This is a genomic window from Hyphomonas sp., from assembly GCF_018402285.1.
Classification (GTDB): Bacteria; Pseudomonadota; Alphaproteobacteria; order Caulobacterales; family Hyphomonadaceae; genus Hyphomonas.
Genome location: NZ_JAGYJH010000001.1, coordinates 1 through 19241 on the forward strand (window position 1 = coordinate 1; position 19241 = coordinate 19241).

General features: G+C 63.6%; 18 protein-coding genes, 1 tRNA gene and 2 pseudogenes. 4 read left to right on the forward strand and 17 right to left on the reverse strand.

Annotation, left to right across the window (positions count from 1 at the left end; translation table 11 throughout):
- Positions 1-13: 13 nt before the first annotated feature.
- Both KG722_RS00005 and lon read right to left on the reverse strand, forming a co-directional pair.
- Positions 14-89: transfer RNA gene (locus tag KG722_RS00005), tRNA-Val, on the reverse strand.
- Between the two features lie 168 nt (positions 90-257).
- Positions 258-2675, reverse strand: a complete 2418-nt coding sequence (lon, locus tag KG722_RS00010) for an endopeptidase La (protein ID WP_213268361.1) — start codon at positions 2673-2675, stop codon at positions 258-260.
- A gap of 332 nt (positions 2676-3007) precedes the next feature.
- Here lon and parE point away from each other — a divergent pair, with 332 nt between their 5' ends.
- Positions 3008-4987: a DNA topoisomerase IV subunit B gene (gene parE / locus KG722_RS00015; protein ID WP_300998100.1), complete on the forward strand. Its 1980-nt coding sequence runs from the start codon at positions 3008-3010 to the stop codon at positions 4985-4987.
- 158 nt (positions 4988-5145) lie between these two features.
- On the opposite strand, the gene KG722_RS00020 is transcribed toward parE, so the two are convergent.
- From KG722_RS00020 to nfi, 4 genes are all read right to left on the reverse strand, one after another.
- Positions 5146-5610, reverse strand: coding sequence for an NfeD family protein (locus KG722_RS00020; protein WP_213268363.1), 465 nt, complete (start codon positions 5608-5610; stop codon positions 5146-5148).
- Between the two features lie 31 nt (positions 5611-5641).
- Entirely contained in the window at positions 5642-6607 is a 966-nt protein-coding gene (locus tag KG722_RS00025; protein ID WP_213268364.1) for an SPFH domain-containing protein, read from the reverse strand.
- 153 nt (positions 6608-6760) lie between these two features.
- Positions 6761-7243, reverse strand: a complete 483-nt coding sequence (locus KG722_RS00030; RefSeq protein WP_213268365.1) for a peroxiredoxin — start codon at positions 7241-7243, stop codon at positions 6761-6763.
- Positions 7244-7281: 38 nt separating this feature from the next.
- Positions 7282-7944, reverse strand: coding sequence for a deoxyribonuclease V (gene nfi, locus KG722_RS00035; protein ID WP_213268366.1), 663 nt, complete (start codon positions 7942-7944; stop codon positions 7282-7284).
- Positions 7945-8084: 140 nt separating this feature from the next.
- Here nfi and KG722_RS14825 point away from each other — a divergent pair.
- Positions 8085-8261: pseudogene (locus tag KG722_RS14825) on the forward strand (YqgE/AlgH family protein); the annotation flags it as partial.
- Positions 8262-8358: 97 nt separating this feature from the next.
- Positions 8359-8610 (forward strand): YqgE/AlgH family protein, encoded by a 252-nt coding sequence (locus KG722_RS14830; RefSeq protein ID WP_300998101.1) that lies wholly within the window; start codon positions 8359-8361, stop codon positions 8608-8610.
- A 6-nt stretch (positions 8611-8616) separates the two neighbouring features.
- On the opposite strand, the gene KG722_RS00045 is transcribed toward KG722_RS14830, so the two are convergent.
- The 11 genes and pseudogenes from KG722_RS00045 to coxB all read right to left on the reverse strand — a co-directional run bounded on the left by KG722_RS00045 (position 8617) and on the right by coxB (position 18481).
- The gene (locus KG722_RS00045) at positions 8617-9195 is read right to left on the reverse strand and encodes a suppressor of fused domain protein (RefSeq protein WP_213268367.1); all 579 of its coding nucleotides are present in this window, start codon (positions 9193-9195) and stop codon (positions 8617-8619) included.
- A gap of 5 nt (positions 9196-9200) precedes the next feature.
- Positions 9201-10232 carry an EAL domain-containing protein gene (locus KG722_RS00050; RefSeq protein WP_213268368.1) on the reverse strand — a complete coding sequence of 344 codons (1032 nt, stop codon included), beginning with the start codon at positions 10230-10232 and terminating at the stop codon, positions 9201-9203.
- 13 nt (positions 10233-10245) lie between these two features.
- A complete protein-coding gene (locus tag KG722_RS00055; RefSeq protein ID WP_213268369.1) occupies positions 10246-10815 on the reverse strand; it encodes a GNAT family protein in 570 nt (189 codons plus the stop codon).
- A 9-nt stretch (positions 10816-10824) separates the two neighbouring features.
- A complete protein-coding gene (gene thrC / locus KG722_RS00060) occupies positions 10825-12207 on the reverse strand; it encodes a threonine synthase (protein ID WP_213268370.1) in 1383 nt (460 codons plus the stop codon).
- On the reverse strand, positions 12204-12887 hold the full coding sequence (locus tag KG722_RS00065) for an SURF1 family cytochrome oxidase biogenesis protein (protein ID WP_213268371.1): 684 nt from the start codon (positions 12885-12887) through the stop codon (positions 12204-12206). Before KG722_RS00065 ends, thrC begins: the two co-directional genes overlap by 4 nt.
- 122 nt (positions 12888-13009) lie before the next feature.
- A complete protein-coding gene (locus tag KG722_RS00070) occupies positions 13010-13888 on the reverse strand; it encodes a cytochrome c oxidase subunit 3 (protein WP_213268372.1) in 879 nt (292 codons plus the stop codon).
- A gap of 75 nt (positions 13889-13963) precedes the next feature.
- Positions 13964-14572 (reverse strand): cytochrome c oxidase assembly protein, encoded by a 609-nt coding sequence (locus tag KG722_RS00075; protein WP_213268373.1) that lies wholly within the window; start codon positions 14570-14572, stop codon positions 13964-13966.
- Complete coding sequence (locus KG722_RS00080) at positions 14572-14745, reverse strand: hypothetical protein (RefSeq protein WP_213268374.1); 174 nt, start codon at positions 14743-14745, stop codon at positions 14572-14574. Before KG722_RS00080 ends, KG722_RS00075 begins: the two co-directional genes overlap by 1 nt.
- Before the next feature lies 1 nt (position 14746).
- A pseudogene (gene cyoE, locus KG722_RS00085) lies at positions 14747-15698 on the reverse strand (heme o synthase).
- Positions 15699-15808: 110 nt separating this feature from the next.
- Positions 15809-17491, reverse strand: coding sequence for a cytochrome c oxidase subunit I (gene ctaD, locus KG722_RS00090; RefSeq protein WP_366909849.1), 1683 nt, complete (start codon positions 17489-17491; stop codon positions 15809-15811).
- Between the two features lie 30 nt (positions 17492-17521).
- Positions 17522-18481, reverse strand: coding sequence for a cytochrome c oxidase subunit II (gene coxB / locus KG722_RS00095; protein ID WP_213268376.1), 960 nt, complete (start codon positions 18479-18481; stop codon positions 17522-17524).
- A 152-nt stretch (positions 18482-18633) separates the two neighbouring features.
- Between coxB and KG722_RS00100 the strand changes: the two genes are divergently transcribed.
- Complete coding sequence (locus KG722_RS00100; protein ID WP_213268377.1) at positions 18634-19185, forward strand: tetratricopeptide repeat protein; 552 nt, start codon at positions 18634-18636, stop codon at positions 19183-19185.
- Positions 19186-19241 lie beyond the last annotated feature (56 nt).

Sequence of the window (19241 nt, forward strand, 5' to 3'; positions counted from 1 at the left end):
AAGGAAGGATGAATGGTGGGCGATGACGGGCTCGAACCGCCGACATCCTGCGTGTAAAGCAGGCGCTCTACCAACTGAGCTAATCGCCCCACCAGCGCCCTCATAACCGGGCGGGCGGCCTGAAGGCAAGTGCGCTTTGCCGCGCTGCGCAGCGCAGCCCCTCCAGCAGCACACCTGCCCCACCCCGCTCGCGCGCAAACAAAAAGCCCCCTCGTTTCCGAGAGGGCTTTTCCTTCAGTTCAGTCCAGGCTCGAAGCTCAGTGCGTGCGCACCGCGTCACCGTCACCGGAATTGCCCGGTCCGCCGCCAAGGCTCGCCTGCAGGCGGGCCTCGTCTTCTTCCGACCATTCGATCGGCGTCAGCGGCCCGGTCAGCGCCAGTTTCAGAACTTCCTGGATGTCGGACACAGGAATGATCTTCATGCCGGTTTTGACGTTGTCGGGGATCTCGTCGAGGTCCTTCTCGTTTTCCTTCGGGATCAGCACCGTCTTGATGCCGCCGCGCAGGGCCGCGAGCAGTTTCTCCTTGAGGCCGCCAATCGGCAGCACCCGTCCACGCAGGGATATCTCGCCCGTCATCGCCACTTCGCGGTTCACCGGAATGCCGGTCAGCAGCGAGACGATGGCCGTGGTCATGGCCGCGCCAGCAGACGGCCCATCCTTGGGCGTTGCGCCATCAGGCACATGCACGTGGATGTCGGTCGTGTTAAACACCGTCGGCTTGATGCCGAGCGCGACCGAGCGCGAGCGCACCAGCGAGCTGGCCGCCGAGATCGACTCCTTCATCACATCGCGCAGGTTGCCCGTCACCTTCATCGCGCCGCGGCCGGGCATCTTCACCGCCTCGATCGTGAGGAGGTCGCCGCCCACTTCCGTCCAGGCGAGGCCGGTCACGGCGCCCACCTGATCGGTTTCGTCGGCAAGGCCATAACGATGCTTCCGGACGCCCGCATACTGGGCGAGGTTCTCCGAATTGATGGTCAGGCTTGTGATGTCCTGCGTCGCCAGTTCGCGCACGGCCTTGCGGGCCAGGCGGGAAACTTCGCGCTTCAGGCTGCGCACGCCCGCTTCCCGGCTGTAATACCGGATCAGGTCGCGGATGGCGTCGTCGGTGACGATCCATTCCTCTTCCTTGAGGCCGTGATCCTCACGCACCTGGGGAACCAGGTGGCGCTTGGTGATCTCCAGCTTTTCGTCCTCGGTATAGCCTGCGATGCGGATGATCTCCATGCGGTCCAGCAAGGGCTGGGGCATGTTGAGCGAGTTCGCCGTCGTCACGAACATCACGTCGGAAAGGTCATAGTCGACCTCCAGATAGTGGTCGTTGAACGTGGAGTTCTGCTCCGGATCGAGCACTTCCAGCAGCGCTGAAGCCGGATCGCCGCGATGGTCCATGCCCATCTTGTCGATCTCGTCGAGCAGGAACAGCGGGTTGCCGCTCTTGGTCTTCTTGAGGCTCTGGATCACCCGGCCCGGCATCGAGCCGATATAGGTCCGGCGGTGGCCGCGGATCTCGCTCTCGTCACGCACGCCGCCCAGCGACACGCGCACAAAGTCGCGTCCCGTGGCTTCGGCAATCGAGCGCCCGAGCGATGTCTTGCCTACGCCCGGAGGTCCCACGAGGCAGAGGATCGGGCCTTTCAGGCGCCCGGTCCGCTTCTGCACGGCGAGGTATTCCAGGATACGCTCCTTCACCTTGTCGAGGCCGTAATGGTCGTCATCGAGCTGTTTCTCGGCCTTTGTCAGGTCGGTCTCGATATCCTTCCGCTTGCCCCAGGGCAGCGACAGCAGCCAGTCGAGATAGTTGCGCACAACCGTGGATTCGGCAGACATCGGCGACATCTGGCGCAGTTTCTTGATCTCGGCTTCCGCCTTGGTGCGCGCTTCCAGGCTCAGCGGCGTGTCGGCGATCTTCTGGTCGAGTTCGGCCAGCTCGTCGCGGTCAGAGCCTTCGCCCTGATCGCCCAGCTCGCGCTGGATCGCCTTCATCTGCTCGTTGAGGTAATATTCGCGCTGGGTCTTTTCCATCTGCCGCTTGACGCGGTTTTTGATCTTCCGCTCCATCTGCAGCATGCCCATCTCGCCTTCCATAAGCGAGAACACCTTCTCGAGGCGGTCCTTCACCTCCGGCATCTCCAGCAATTCCTGCTTGTCGGAGAGCTTCACCGAAAGGTTCGACGCCACCTGGTCGGCAAGCCGGCCGGGATCGGTCAGCTGGCTGATCGTGGTCACCGCTTCGGGCGGGATCTTGCGGTTGAGCTTTACGTAATTCTCGAACTGCTCCTGCACGGCGCGCATCAGCGCCTGCACATCGGTACCCGACGCATCGGCTTCCGGAATGGCCTCCACCTCGGCCTCGAAATATTCGGACCGGTCGTGCAGCGCCAACAGCTTAGCGCGCGTGCGGCCCTCGACCAGCACCTTCACGGTGCCATCTGGCAGCTTCAGCAGTTGCAGGATGGTCGCCAGAGTGCCAGTGGCATGCAGATCGCCGGTCACCGGGTTGTCGATCGCCGCATCCTTCTGGGCCACCAGCATGATCTCATTGTCGGACTCGTCGATCATCTCGAGCGCCCGGACGGACTTGTCGCGGCCCACAAACAACGGCGCAACCATGTCAGGGAAAACAACGATGTCCCGAAGCGGCAACACCGGCACTGTCTTGGTCTTTGGCATCTTCAAGTGCCTCCTTTGATTCGGGCCCCGCTGAGCAGCGACCCTTATACCCTGTCATGCCATATAGGGCATTACTGGGGCGACACTAGGAATGTGGAAACCCACCCCTGACCCTGCAAGCGATCGGCTGCTCAACAATGTTGTGAATTGAGCTCACGCAGCCGCCGCCCCCTTGCCCCGCCTCGCGAAGCCCTGCAGATGGTGCCCCTTGGCAGAATGCCGAAGGTTAATGCGCCGTTAAGGGCTTTAACCTCCTATCTGCCACGACAGTTCTGCCGGGGTTCGGCGGTGTTCAGTGACGGAGAAGCGGTCCAATGTCCTCAGCGCGGCAGATGAAGCAAGACGACCTGCTGGCCGGAACGGCGGGCTATTCGGCCAAGGATATCGAGGTTCTCGAGGGCCTTGAGCCCGTCCGCAAGCGCCCGGGCATGTATATCGGCGGCACCGACGAGCGCGCCTGGCACCATCTCTTCGCCGAAGTCCTCGACAACGCCATGGACGAAGCCGTCGCCGGCTATGCCAACCGCATCGACATCAAGCTCGACGCCGACGGCTTCCTTACCGTGGTCGACAACGGACGCGGCATCCCCATCGACCCCCACCCGAAATTCCCCAAGAAATCAGCGCTCGAAGTCATCATGACGACGCTCCACTCGGGCGGCAAATTCTCCGATAAAGCCTACTCCACCGCCGGCGGCCTCCACGGCGTCGGCATCTCGGTCGTCAACGCCCTCTCCGAGCTTGTCGAAGTCGAAGTGGCCCGCGACCGCACCCTCTATCGCCAGGATTTCTCGCGCGGCCAGCCGCTCGGCAAGCTCCAGAAGGTCGGCGCCGCCCCCAACCGGCGCGGCACATCGGTGCGCTTCAAGCCCGATTTCCAGATCTTCGGCGACAAGCTCCGCTGGCGCCCCCAGCGCCTCTTCCAGATGGCGCGCTCAAAGGCCTATCTCTTCCGCGGCGTCGAAGTGCGCTGGTCGTGTGATCCCGAGCTTCTGCCCGAGGATTCCAAAGTCCCCGCCGAAGCCGTCCTCTCCTACCCCAATGGCCTGGCTGACCAGCTCACCGAAGTCTTCGGCGACAAATCCACCATCACCGAAACCCCCTTCACGGGCCTCGTCGACATGGGCGCCGAGGGCAAGGTCGAATGGGCCATCGCCTGGACCCAGGCCGGCTTCGGTGAGGCAGACGGCTTTGCCCGCTCCTACTGTAACACCATCCCGACGCCCGAAGGCGGCACCCATGAGGCCGGTTTCCGCTCGGCCATCACCAAGGGCATCCGTAATTTCGGCGAACTCACCGGCAACAAGAAAGCTGCCGAAGTCACCGCAGAGGACATCATGGGCCATTCCGGCCTCCTTCTCTCGGTCTTCATCCGCGGCCCCGAATTTGTCGGACAGACGAAAGACAAGCTCTCCTCCACTCACGCCTTCCGCCTGGTGGAAAACGCCGTCCGCGATCACTTCGACCATTGGCTCGCCGGCTCCCCAAAGGAAGCGGGCAAGCTGCTCGGCTGGGCGATTGACCGGGCCGACGAGCGCGCCAAGCGCCGCAAGGCCAAGGAAATCAGCCGCAAGTCCGCCACCAAGAAACTCCGCCTGCCCGGCAAGCTCGCCGATTGCTCCGCCAAGGGCCCGGAAGGCACCGAGCTTTTCCTGGTCGAAGGCGACTCGGCCGGCGGCTCGGCCAAGCAGGCCCGCAACCGCGAGACGCAGGCGATCCTTCCCCTGCGCGGCAAGATCCTCAACGTCGAAAGCGCGTCCGATGACAAGCTTATGGGCAACCAGGAACTCTCTGACCTCTCCCTTGCTCTGGGCACCGACCTTGGCCGCAAGTTCAACATCGATGATCTGCGCTATGAGCGCATCATCATCATGACCGATGCCGATGTCGACGGCGCCCACATCGCCGCCCTCCTCATCACCTTCTTCTACCGGCTCACCCCCGGCCTGATCGAAAGCGGCCGGCTCTATCTCGCCCTGCCCCCGCTCTACAAGCTGTCGAACAAGGGCAACATCCACTATGCCATGGACGACGCCGACCGTGCCCGGATCATGAAGGAACACTTCAAGGGCAACCAGAAAGTCGACATGACCCGCTTCAAGGGCCTCGGCGAAATGAACCCGGCCCAGCTCAAAGAGACCACCATGAACCCGGCCAGCCGCACCCTCGCGCGCGTCACCTTGCCCGCCACCATGGACGACCTCGAAATCAAGCCCGCCGACCTCATCAACACCCTGATGGGCAAGAAAGCCGAACTCCGCTTCCGCTTCATCCAGGAAAACGCCGCCTTCGTCGAAGAGCTGGATATCTAAGCGCCGCCGCCCGCCCCGCCCCGGCACCTCCTGAGGCCATGCCCGATCGCCTTCCCCACCTCCCGCGCGCACCGCGGGAAGGTCAAGGCGTTTGCCTCATACAAAAAACCCCTCCGTCACCGGAGGGGTTTCTCAATTCCACAAACAGCGCCCGAAAATCAGGCTTTGCGCACCAGCGCCGTGTTTCCGTCCGTATCGCTGACGACAACCGTATCCCCGGCCAGGACCGGCGGCTCGCCCGGAACCGCTTCTGCGCCCCACACGGTATCGCCGATCTGCACCTGGCCGGACCCGGCCACGAAATCCTTCGTCGCCTGCCCATGCTGGCCGACAAGCCCGGCCATCCGCTTGTTCAGCGTCGGATGCTCCGGCGGCGGCCCGCGCCGCGAAAAGAACATCCGCCCGCCCGCAACCAGCACCACGGCCGCAATTCCGAACACCGCCAGCTGCCCCTGCCATCCGGCCAGGCCCTCTGGTGCAAGCCCGGTAAACAGAGCCGTCAGCATCGCGGCAATCGAGATCATCAGGAGGTCAAACGTCCCCGTCATCATCTCGATCCCGAAGAGCACAAGCCCCAGAGCAACCCAGTGCCACCAGGTCAGTTCACTCATCAGAAATTCCATCGAAAGCCTCCTTCAGCAGGCGGATGAATGGCTAGTCTTCACGCCGCGTCGGCGGCACGGCGCCCTGCGGGCGCGGCGGTGGCGCAGAGTTTTTCGCCGAGTCCGTCAGTCCTCGTATCCCCTCTATTGTGCCGAGGATCGAGGAGAATTCCGCCGGGATGATCACGGTGCGCTGCTGCGGCGAGGTCGCCAGCTTCTCGAACGCGGCCACATAGGCCTGGCCGAGGAAGTAGTTGATCGCGTTCACGTCGCCCCGCGCAATGGCTTCAGACACCATCGCGGTTGCCTTGGCTTCGGCTTCGGCTTCGCGCTCGCGGGCTTCGGCGTCGCGGAAGGCGGCTTCCTTGCGGCCCTCGGCCTGCAGGATCTGCGCCTGCTTCTGGCCCTCCGCCTTGAGGATGGCAGACTGTTTCTCGCCCTCGGCGGTCAGGATTTCGGCCCGCTTCAGGCGCTCGGCCTTCATTTGCCGCGCCATCGCCTCGGTGATGTCGGCGGGCGGGGTAAGGTCCTTTATCTCGATCCGGGTGACCTTGATGCCCCAGGGATGGGTCGCCGCGTCAATCGTGCCCAGAAGGCGCGCATTGATCTCATCCCGGTTCGACAGCACCTGGTCCAGGTCCATCGAGCCGACCACGGTGCGGATATTTGTCATCGAGAGGTTGGTGATCGCATGGGTGAGGTTGTTGACCTCATAGGCCGCCTGCACCGCATCGATCACCTGGATGAACACGATGGCGTCACACGAGACCATCGCGTTGTCGCGGGTAATCACTTCCTGCTGGGGCACGTCCAGCACGGTCTCCATCATGTTCATCTTCCGGCCCACCCGGTCGATGAAGGGCGTGATGACCGACACACCCGGGACGAGCGTGCGCGTGTAGCGGCCAAAGCGTTCCACGGTCCAGTTATGGCCCTGCGGCACGAATTTGAAGGCCGACACGATGCCGATCAGGCCAACGACGGCGATCAGCAGGAATACGGCGAGAAAAATATCCATGGGTCCCTCTCCACGTTGATTACACTTACGAATTGGGGAGGGTTTGCCGTTTTTCAATAAATCCGTACTGAAAATCGGCCTGCCACGTCCCCGCAGCAGGCCGATCATCGCTGTATTCGGTAACAGGCGCTTAAACGTGCGCCCGCTAAATCATCAGAGCTGGCCGAGCAGGTAGTCGGCGGCGGACACCTTGAATTCCCCGCCCGATTCCACGTTCAGTTCGGCTACAATGCCGTCCTTGACCAGCATGGAGTAGCGCTGCGAGCGCTTGCCCATGCCAAAGCCGGTGGCGTCGAGTTCGAGGCCAAGGGACTGCGCAAACGCGCCATTTCCGTCGGCCAGCATCCGCACGCTCTCTTCGGCGTGGGAGGATTTACCCCAGGCGCCCATAACGAACACGTCGTTCACCGAGGTGCAGACGATCTCGTCAACGCCCTTGGCCTTGAAGTCGCCTGCCTTGTCGACATAGCCCGGCAGGTGACGCGCCGAACAGGTCGGGGTGTAGGCGCCCGGCACCGCAAACAGCGCCACCGTCTTGCCGCCGAACACCTGCGCAGTGGTCACGGGCTTGGGCCCGTCCACGGTCATTTCCATAAAAGTCGCTTCCGGAAGCTTGTCGCCTACTTTGATCGCCATGGCAGTTTTCTCCTTGTTTGGCCCAACGAAATAGGCCGCTACGGCCCATCCCGCAATGCTTCCCCCACAAGACGGTCGGCGATCCGCGTGGTTTCCGGCAACCGGTAGCGCGGCGCGAGCCTGAGCACCCAGGCGCACGCCGTCTCCAGGCTCACCCGGTGCCCGCTCGAAACATACACCGGCGCCACCGCGTCCCGCGTGCGCAGCATCGCGCCGATCTCCTCGCCCCGGTCCATCAGCGCCGCCCGGCTGCCCCGCGCCGGTCCCGGCATCTCATGCGTCCCCGTCAGCCGCGTCTTGGCGCAGCCGATGGTCGGCAGCCCCGTCCAAACGCCCAGATGACAGGCAAGGCCAAACCGGCGCGGATGGGCAATGCCCTGCCCGTCACACACGATCAGATCCGGCGCCGCCGCCAGCTTCTCCAGCGCCGCCAGAACCGGCGGCAACTCCCGGAACGAAAACAGCCCCGGTACATACGGAAACACCGGCTCGCCCAGCACGATCTGCACGTCCATCACCTGCAGCGTCACCGCGTCCAGCACAACCGCCGCCGCCGCCAGCCGGCCGCTTGCGGCGTGATACGACACGTCCACCCCCGCCACCTGCGAGACCAGCCCCAGCCGGTCCTCACGCTCCACCCGCCCCGCCAGCTCCCGCTGCAGGGCCACGGCCTCTTTCGGTGTCAGATCCCAGGAATGCATGCCTGCACCCCTCCCTGCCCCCGCTTCATTGTCAATGCCGCGAACAAATGCTTGCAAATGCCTGCCGCCTGCCCCAGCCTTGAAGGCCGGAGCCTGACATGCAGATTGAAACGGACCTCACCGGCAAACTGCTGATTGCCATGCCTGGCATCGGCGACCCGCGCTTCGAGCGGTCGGTGATCCTTGTCTGCGCCCACACACCGGAATTTGCGATGGGCATCATCCTCAACAAGCCGATGGACGGGATCGACCTGCAGGAAATCATCGACCAGATGGACATCCCCCAGGATGTGGACCTGGAGGGCGTCACCATCCTGGAGGGCGGCCCGGTCGCTACCGGGCGCGGATTTGTTCTGCACACAGATGACGTCATCTGCGACGGCGCTACCATGGAGGTCGAGGACGAGACTCTGCATGACCGCCACGCGGGAAATCCTCGCCGCCATTGCCTCGGCTTCGCCGCCGCGCAAATTCGTGATGGCGCTCGGCTATGCCGGCTGGGGCGCAGGCCAGCTGGAAGAAGAACTCGCCCAGAATGCCTGGCTTATCGGCGCGCCCGATTCAGATCTCGTCTTCGGCGATGCCTATGAACACAAATGGCGACACGCCCTTACGCGGATGGGCGTCGATCTCTCGCGGCTTCAGTCTAACGCCGGCAACGCCTGAGGCGGCTCAGACCACCGGCGCGCGCAAGAGGTCAAACACATCCGCGCCGGCCGCTTCCAGCTTTTCCTCAAGCGCTTCCACGCCTTCGGCCTCGGCCAGGGCATACTCGCTGTCAGAGATCGGAATGATCTGCAGCCAGACGGTCCGGCCGCCGTCCTGCTCGAACAGACCAAAGGCCTCGTCCCAGAAAAACGGATGTACCAGCAACAGGTGCTGCATCTGGCTGCCTGGAAAATAGGGCTGCATCACATCCGGCAGGATCGTACCGAGCGCAATGCTCCACTCGCCCGCCTGCACCTCATGGGCAATATCGGCGAGCATCTCCACGAACGGGGTCTCATCGGCATAAAGTGCCCCGCACAGTTCCACGCCAAAGCCCATGGGCTCATCGTCCAGAACCAGTTCCCGGTCGCTGAGGCCGATGGTGGAGCAGGAAAGATAAGTCCCCTCCGGCGCGCCGGAAGACACCAGAACGTTCACGGACAGTCCATCCAGATAGGACTGCCCCATCACCTTGATCTCCCCGCCAAACTGGCCGGCAAGATAGTCTGCAATCGCGCGGTGGCGTGCGGGCGCCTGGCTCATTCGCGTTATCCCTTCAGGAAGGCCAGCGCCTTGACCGCGTCCATCGGACGGGCAAAGGCATAGCCCTGCGCATGGTCAAAGCCGAGCGCACGCAGGCGGCTGGCGTCTTCGCGCTTCTCCACGCCCTCGGCGGTGGACGACATGCCGAGCCGGCTCGCCAGAAGCGTGATGGTGGAGAGGATCGTGTCGTTGCGGTGCTGGCCAAGGCGGCTGGTCAGTCCATGATCGATCTTTAGGCTGTCGAACGGCAGGTCCGCCAGCCAGGCAAAGGAGGAATGCCCGGTGCCGAAATCATCGAGCACCAGCCCGGCCCCGACTGCTTTCAGCGCCATCGCGGCGGCCAGCGACTGGGTCTCGTCGCGCAGCGCCGCCTGCTCGGTCAGCTCCATGCGCAGCGCCCGCTCGGGCAGCTTGTAGCCATTCATCAGCGCCTCGATCAGCGCTGGCAGCGTGCTCTTGGTCAGCTCCCGCGCAGTAAGGTTCACATGCATGAAGATGTCGTCGCGCTTTGCCCCCTCGCGCAGGTTCGAGAGGGTCTCAGCCGAGCGGATCAGCATGTTGGAGGCCAGCGCCTGGTCCTCATAGCGGCTCGGCGGGGCGTTCACTTCCATCCCGTCCCAGCGCGCCAGCGCCTCGAAACCGACCACCCGGCCATCGCGCAGCGAGATGATCGGCTGGTAGACCGGCATCAGGTCCGGGCCGGGGCGCATGTCGCTCGGGTCGATCTCCGGGAAAGTCTCGCCCGACAGCAGCATGCCGCGCGCTTCACTGTCGGTCACGAAGGCGCCGACGAAATGGATGTCCCGTCCGTTGGAGAGGCGCAGGCCGCAGCGCACCGGACCGCCCTCGCCGGTGGAGAGCGCCTTGGCCAGCCGGCCCCGGCTGAGGCCCTCGACCATCTTCTCCAGCGCGTCGATGGACCAGTCCCCCGACAGGTCGGAGAGCAGGGTGCCGGTCGGCGCCTCGATGACGAGCCGTCCGGCCTCGCCGCGCCAGTGCCAGTTGCCCTGCGGCTCATTAGGGGTGGGTTTTGCCATGTGTTCTTGTTACCTAGCGGCGAATATCCGCTCTGACGAGAGCGAAAAGGATATGGTCGCGGCGCTGCCCGGCAATTTCCAGATAAGCGCTCGCCCGCCCCTCTTCAGCAAATCCCGTGCCTTCCAGCACCCGGCGGGAGCGCTCATTCTCCGGAACGATGCCTGCTTCGATACGCGCCAGGTTAAGCATCGGAAACGCCCATGTGCACAGGGTTTGCACCGCTTCGCGCATATAGCCCTGCCCGGCATGGGGCTCGCCCATCCAGTAACCAAGGCTGGCGCTGTTGGCCGGCCAGGGGCGCACCTGTGTCAGGGAGGCACCGCCCAGGAGGGCATTGTCGCTATGGCGGCGGATCAGGAACACATAGCCCGTCCCGGCTTTCCAGGCCTTGGTCCAGACATTCACGCGCCTCTGCCAGTCCTTCCGGCTCAGCGCGTCGCTGGGCCAGCTCGGCTCCCAGGGCTCCAGATAGGTGCGGCTTACCGCCCGCAGCGCCGCCCAGTCCTCATAGTCAGGCCGGCGCGCCGCCATCAGCGCCAGCCGCTCTGCCGGGATCACCGTATCGAGCGGCACATATGCCATGGCAGCCGCCTAGCCCGCGAACGCCGCGACGCGCGCGCGCACCGCCGCCGGGTCTGCCGGCATCCGTTCGAACACTTCGCCGCGGAGGCTCAACCCGGCGCAGCGGCTCGGCAGAGGCGCGTCCTCGCCGGTCGCTTCCCTGACGGTCTCGGGAAACTTCGTCGCCGCCGCCGTCGCCAGCACGATGGTTGCCACCGCGTCCGACGGCTTCAGGCGCCGCGCCAGATGCGTGCCCACCGCCGTATGCGGACAGATCAGCCAGCCGGTTTCCTGCCGGAAGCGTTCCATCTCGGCCAGCGTATCGGCATTGCCGACAGACGCCGCCGTCAGGCCGGTGCAGGAGAGCCGCGTGCGGGCGGCCTCGGGAATGTCCACCTCGCCCGCCTGCGCATAGGTCTCATAGGTGCGCCGCACCGCGTCCGCATCCCGGCCAGTCACCTCAAACAGCAGCCGCTCGAAGTTCGACGGCACGGCAATGTCCATCGCCGGGCTTGGTGTCGCCACCGCCGCAGCCCGCGTCATCTTTCCGGTATTGAACACCCGGGCCAGCGTGTCGTTCTCGTTGACCGCGCACTGGATCTCGAGGCCGCCGGGCAGCAGGCCGCAGCGTGCTGCCACATAGCCTGCCAGCGCGTCACCCATATTGCCGCTCGGGACCACGAAGCGCAGCGCCCGGTGGCCAAGCTGCGCGCTGGCCGTGGCGTAATAGACTGACTGGGCCGCAATCCGCGCCCAGTTGATCGAGTTGACGCCCGAGAGGCCGATCCCGGCGGCGAACGCCTTGTCCGCGAACATCGACTTGACCATCGACTGGCAATCATCGAAGTCACCGTCCACGGCGATGTTGAGGACGTTCTCTGCCCCGGTCGTCGTCATGAACAGGCGCTGCACCGGCGAGACCCGCTCATGCGGATGCAGGATCACGAGGCGTACATTCTTCGCCCCGGCAAACGCGCCAGCGGCGGCCCCGCCGGTATCCCCGGAGGTCGCGCAGGTCACCGTCATCCGCTGGCCCGACAGGCCGAGGAGATAGTCATAGATCTGGCCGATGATCTGCATCGCCACATCCTTGAAGGCGAGCGTCGGCCCATGGTGCAGCTCCATAAGCCACAGGCCCGGCCCGGCCTGCGTCAGCGGCGCCACCGAGCGGTGGGCAAACCGGCCATAAGCCCGCTGGCAGAGGCGGGCCATGACATCCCTGGGGATCGCGTCCCCGGCAAAGGCGGAAAGAATGCGCGCAGCCGTCTCGGCATAAGGTTCACCCGCCTTCGCCGGCGCAATCTGCGGCCAGCTTTCGGGCACGTAGAGCCCGCCATCGGCAGCCAGGCCCGCCAGGCACGCCCCGGCAAAATCCACAGGCTCGGCCTGACCCCGGGTCGAAACATACTTCACTCACTCGTCTCCCGCCTGAAGCGCAGCCGCCCGCGCTGGTAATGGAAGGCCAGATACACACCGACAAGCGCCATGGCGAGGCCCCACCAGGTGATCGCATAGCCAAAATGGCGCTCCGGCGGCAGGCGCTCGGCATCGCCCGGCTGGAGCAGAGGATTGGCGACCGGCTGAGGCGCCGGATCATCCATCCGCATCAGCGTTTCCGGCTCGAACACGCGGGGGATCACCCGCGCTGCCTGATCTGCCGGCAGCGACGCGGCCAGCCGCTCGGGATCGAGCGCATAGTAGATGCCCTTCTCCGGCTCATCCGGCGTGGTGAAGGCATTGCGCCGCTGGGGCGGATGCCACAGGCCCCGCAGGGTCAGCGTCTCGGGAGCTTCGGCAACCCTTACCGGCGGCGGCTCGATCGAATAGGCAATGGAGACCGGCAGGAAGAGGATACCCTCGGCCGTTTCGAACGCGGTCACCTGGCGCCAGGCCGCGTCGCCATCAGCATAGGCATAAACGGTCCGCTCCGTGCCGGGCAGTGTTGTGCCGGCGAGCTCGGCCCAGTCGGGCGCCACGCCCTTCTGCGCCATCTTCTCCCCATACCGGGCCCATTGCCAGTTCCCGAACATGATCAGGATGGAAAAACAGATGATGCTCAGCACGGTCATCACGGGCAAAGGACGAAACATCATGGGGTCATATCCGCGACAGGTTCTGACAGGCAGGAACACCAGAAAGACAAAGCCCGCCAGCGTGGGAACACCGGCGGGCCAGATTGTGTCACCGTGGGCCGCCCGGGGAGGCGGCAGCCGGCTTAGTGGCCCCCGCCGTGCACCAGATGTGGCACAACATAGACGAAGGCAAAGAGGAAGAGCCACACGACGTCCACGAAGTGCCAGTACCAGGCGGCAAACTCGAAGCCGAGATGTTTCTTGGGGGTGAGGTTACCGGCATACATGCGGATCAGGCAGACGATCAGGAAGATCGTGCCGATGACGACGTGGGCACCGTGGAAGCCGGTGGCCATGTAGAAGGCCGAGCCATAAAGGGTGCCGTCAAAGGTGAAGCCGGCATGGCTGTATTCGAGAACCTGAAGCGCCGTGAAGCCGAGGCCGAGCAGGATCGTGAGCCAGAGGCCAAGCTTGGCGCCGTTCATGTCGCCATGGGCGAGGGCATGGTGGGCCCAGGTCACCGTGGTGCCCGAGAGCAGCAGGACAAGGGTGTTCATCAGCGGCAGGTGGAAGGGATCAAACGTGGTCACTTCTGCCGGCGGCCACTGCGCAAAGCGGTTGAGCCCATCGGCGAACAGGGCGTTTGCCGAATCCCAGGTTGCGCCGACGCGGGCGTCCCAGAAGATGGAAAATTCAAAGAACGACCAGAACCAGGCCACGAAGAACATCACTTCAGAGGCGATGAACAGGATCATGCCATAGCGCAGGCCGATTTCCACCACAGGGGTGTGATCGCCGGTGCGGCCTTCCTTGATGACGGTCGCCCACCAGCCGAACATGACCCAGAAGACCATGGCAAAGCCGATCGCCATCAGCCACCAGGTGCCTTCAGCCAGGCCAAAGAGGCCTTTCATGTAGGTCACACTGCCGATTGCGAGAACGGTGACCGCCAGCGAGCCAAGGAGCGGCCAAGGCGAGGGGTTCACCAGATGATAATCGTGTTTGACGTCGCTGCCGGCCATTATTCAATCCCCTCCGGAATCGCATGTATTTCTCTGGCGCTGTTTATCGCCAGCGCGAGGCTTTTCGCAACTGTTTCAGCCCGGCGTGGCCGGATTTGCCGCACCCCCGGCCGCAGGGGCCGCAGTTGGCACAGGCCCCGACACTTCCGTTCTGGGCCCATAGTAAGTGCCGCTGTCAAAGAAGGTATAGCTGAGCGTGATGGTTTCCATATTCTTCGCCACCCGGTCTTCGATCATGTTGGGCGAGATGAAATAGACCACCGGCAGCTTGCGCGTTTCGCCCGCCGCAATCACCCGCTCGGAAAAGCAGAAGCATTCCAGCTTGTTGAAATAAGGCCCCGCCATGTGGGGGGTCACGTTATAGCTTGCGATGACGCGGATTTCCGATGCCGTGGGGTTGGTCACCTCATAGAAGGCGAGGCCATGCTGACCGATCTGGACGGTCTGCGAGACCTGCATCGGGCGGAACTGAAGCGGGCTGTCGGCGACATTTGCATCGAAGCGGACCTCAACGGTCTGCTCCAACATTTCCTTCGGGCCTTCGGTTGCCACCCGCGTGGTGCCGCCAAAGCCGGTGACCTCGCAGAAGGCCGAATAGAGCGGCTCGGCCGCAAAGGCGAGGGTCAGCATGCCCGCGGCAAAGCCCCCGGCGATCATCCCGATCTTTGTGTTTGAAAGTCCCATTACATCCTCCCCGAAATGCCTGTGCCGGTTGTCAGCCGCACGATCGTGGTAATCATCACCAGCAGGACAAATCCGGCCAGCGCAAGGCCGAGCCAGAGATTGCGCTTCTTGCGGGCAGCCAGTTCTTCCGGTGTAGTCGCGCGGACGTCCGGCTTCAGCGTGGGGTCTTCCATATCAGGCTCCAAAGACCGGGAAGTGCAGCCCGGCAGCATGCTCTGCCAGCACCGCGCCAAACAGCGCGAAGAGGTAGAGGATCGAGAAAAGGAATGTATTGCGGGCGAGCTTCATGTCAGCCCCCGGCGCGCCCTCGTCCCCCGCCTTAGAGCGCAGGATCCCCAGCGCGCAGGCGAGGAAGACAAGTCCGAGCGCGCCCGCCGTCACGCCATAGATCCAGCCGCCAAGGCCGGTGGCCAGCGGGCTGAGCGAGACCGGGATCAGTACCAGCGTATAGATGAGGATCTGCAGCCGCGTCGCCCTGGCGCCGTGCGTCACGGGCAGCATCGGCACGGACACCTTGGCGTATTCCTTGTGGGCCAGCAGCGACAGCGCCCAGAAATGCGGGGGCGTCCAGAAGAAGATGATGGCGAAGAGTATCCAGGCATCAAGGGGTGTGTTGCCGGTGACGGCGGCCCAGCCGATGACCGGCGGGAACGCCCCGGCCCCGCCGCCGATGACGATATTCTGCGGGGTCGCCCGCTTCAGCCACATCGTATAGATGACGCCGTAATAGAAGATCGAGAAGGCGAGCAGCGCGGCCGCGAGCCAGTTGGACGCCAGCCACATCAGCATCACCGAGACGCCCGACATGATGAGCCCCATCGTGAGGGCTTCGTCTTTCGGCACGGCGCCCGACGGAATCGGCCGCGTGGACGTGCGGCTCATGATGGCGTCGATGTCGGCATCATACCACATATTGATGGCGCCTGCCGCGCCTGAGCCGAGCGCAACGGCCAGCACGGCAATCGCCGCCATGGCCGGATGCATCATCACGCCCGTGATTCCGCTGGCGGCGGCCAGACCTGCGACAGCTGTAAACACCACCAGCATCATGATGCGGGGCTTCATCAGGTTCACATAGTCAGTCGCCGTCGCGGGACGCTTCAGGGGGTGCTGTCAGCTCAGTCATCTTTGAGGCCTCTCTCCGGCCGTCTAAACGAAGCGGCCCACACGCTTTTGCGCGAGGGCCGCCCCGGTTGGTTTAATTCTCCAGCCCGGTGCGGCGGGCCTGGCCAGTGCCTAGTGGCCGCCCTTGGTGTTGACCACCGGCAGTTCGTTGAACTGGTGGAATGGCGGCGGCGACGGCAGGGTCCATTCCAGCGTCGTGGCGCCCTCGCCCCAGGGGTTGCCGCTCTCGGTCGCCTTGCGGCGCTGGATGAAGGCAACGGCCAGCGAGATGAAGAAGATCAGCGTGGCAACCAGGGTGATCACATAGCCGATCGACGACCAGTAATGCCAGGTCGAGAAGCCATCGGCATAGTCGATATAGCGGCGCGGCATGCCCTGCAGACCCAGGAAGTGCTGCGGGAAGAACAGGACGTTCGAGCCGATGAACATCAGCCAGAAGTGCAGGCCGCCGAGGAAGCTGTTATACTTGATGCCGAACATCTTCTCGAACCAGTAGTACCAGCCAGCAAACAGCCCGAACACAGCGCCCAGCGACAGCACATAGTGGAAGTGAGCGACCACATAGTAGGTGTCGTGCAGGGCATGGTCGACACCGGCGTTCGCCAGCACCACGCCCGTCACACCGCCAACGGTGAACAGGAAGATGAAGCCAATGGCCCAGAGCATCGGCAGTTTGAACTCGATCGAGCCGCCCCACATCGTTGCGATCCAGGAGAAGATCTTGATCCCGGTGGGCACCGCGATGACCATTGTTGCGGCCACGAAGTAGGCCTTGAGGTCAACGTTCATGCCGACCGTGTACATGTGGTGAGCCCACACGACGAAGCCGATGACGCCGATCGACACCATGGCGTAGGCCATGCCGAGATAGCCGAAGATCGGCTTTTTCGAGAAGGTCGACACGATGTGGCTGATGATGCCGAAGGCCGGCAGGATCATGATGTACACTTCGGGGTGACCGAAGAACCAGAAGAGGTGCTGGAACATCACCGGGTCGCCGCCGCCGGCCGGCACGAAGAATTGCGAGCCGAAGTTGCGGTCGGTGAGCAGCATGGTCAGCGCGCCTGCGAGCACCGGCAGGGCCAGCAGCAGCAGGACCGCGGTGATCAGCATGCTCCAGGCAAAGAGCGGCATCTTGTGCAGCGTCATGCCCGGTGCGCGCATGTTCAGGATGGTGACGATGAAGTTGATGGCGCCAAGGATGGACGCGATACCGGCGGTGTGCAGCGACAGGATCAGAAGATCCATCGACGGGCCGGGGTGGCCGGTCGAACCCGACAGCGGCGGATAGAGCGTCCAGCCGCCACCGAAGCCATTGCCTGCCGGGCCGCCCGGAACCAACATCGACAGGATGGCGAGGATGAAGGCCGCCACGGTAAGCCAGAAGGAGATGTTGTTCATCCGCGGGAAGGCCATGTCCGGCGCGCCGATCATCAGCGGCACAAACCAGTTGCCGAAGCCGCCGATCAGCGCGGGCATCACCATGAAGAAGATCATGACGAGGCCGTGATAGGTGATCACGACATTGTAGAAATGCTTGGCCGCCGCGACGGCTGCGTCGCCTTCAAGGCCGAAGAAGGTGGTCTGGATCCAAAGCATCGGACCGATACCGGGCTCTGCGAGTTCCCAGCGGATGAGGCCCGACAGCGTATACCCGATGATGCCCGCGATGAGCGCGAAGATCAGGTAAAGCGTGCCGATATCCTTATGGTTCGTTGAGAAGAACCAGCGGGAAAAAAAGCCAGGTTTGTGATCGTGGCTGTGATGGCCGTGATCGAGGGCGACTTCGTCCATAGGCATGGGAAAGGCTCTTTCTCTCGGAACTTAGTTGGAAGCAAAATTAGTGCCGGCGTCAGCCGTGGCAATCTGGCGGACCGACGCAGCTGCGGCGTCGAAGTCACCCGCCTTCATCAGCTCTGCCCAGGCATCGAATTGCGCCTGCGGAACAACGCGCACTTCGATGGGCATGTAGGCATGGTCAACGCCGCAAAGCTCGGAACACTGGCCATAATACACGCCCGGCTCCTTCACGAGGAACCAGCCTTCGTTGAGGCGGCCAGGAATGGCATCGACCTTGATGGCAAACGCCGGAACAGCCCAGGAATGGATCACGTCCGCAGCGGCGGTATAGAAGCGGACATAGCGGTCAGCGGGCACAACCATCGGATAGTCGGTGCTCAGGAGCCGCAGGCCATCGGTCGGGTCAGAACTGCGGCCCTTGTGGAGGCCGTTGGAAACGAACTCCACCGGAAGGCCTGCCTCATCGACGATGTCGGCATAGGTGTAGGTCCAGTTCCACTGGTTGCCCTGGATCTTGACGTTGACAAAGCCAGCCTCGGCCGCGTCGGGGAAATAATCCCTGGTGAAGGCCTGGTGCTCGGCCGACTTTCCCTCGGCCAGCAGCTGCTTGGAGGTGGCAACGATCTGGCCAAGGTTGGGCGAGACGTTCTGGTAATAGAGGTTGGGGAAGGACAGGCCTGCAATACCGACCAGGATGAGCGCCGGGACAACCGTCCACACGATCTCGACCGTCGTGTTGTGGCTAAACTTGCGGGACACCTTGTTGGCCTTGGTGTTGTAACGCACCACGACCCAGATGAGCAGTGCCAGCACCAGCAGCGTGATCGCCGTGATGATCACGAGCAGCACGTTGTGGAAGTCATGTACACGCTCGGCGATTCGCGTTGCCGCGGGCTGCATGTTGATCGCGCCGTCTACGGGCTCGGCCGCGAAGGCAGGTCCGGCCAGCAAGGCAGCGGAGAAGGCGGCAAGGATGTGTCGCACGGATTCAACCCCAATTCGTCTCAATTTGGCCTCTAACTATACCAGCCGCGCCGGGAACCCCAGCGTTTTCCGCGCTCAAAATTGTCGCAGCGCATCGCCGGGCCAGAGGGGGTGTGCTATACTCCTTCGACCACCGGATACGGGAGGAAAACATGATCCGTACAGTTGTATTTGCGGCAGTTCTGGCCGCCCTGGCCCCCACCGCTGCGGCCCAGGTCACCGTCATCGGTGGCGGCCTGGCCAAGGATTGTTACCAAGCGGCGAAATACCGGTTGATGTCCGAGGCGGCTGCCGAAGCCCTGTGCACCAAGGCGCTCGAGCATGAAGCGCTCAATCTCAGCAACCGCGCGGCCACCTTCACCAATCGCGGCGTCCTGCGCATGCGGCAGGGCAAGCTCGACACGGCCCTGAGCGATTACAGCGCTTCCAAGCGCATTTCCCCCGATTCCGGACCGACCTGGCTGAACGAAGGCGCCGCCTTCATCCTCAAGCAGGACTACAACTCCGCCCTCGTGTCGCTGGACCGGGCTATCGAGCTCGACTCGATCGACCTTTACGCCGCCTATTACAACCGCGCCCTGGCCCGCGAGCGTACGGGCGATGTGGAAGGGGCCTATTACGACTTCTTGAAGTCCAAGGAACTCAACCCCGACTACACCCCGACGGACGACCAGCTCGCCCGCTTCACGGTGAATACGAACTGAAATTCAGGGGGCCAAATGTGACGATTGGCCCCCACCGCTGTCAGATGAACCCGCAG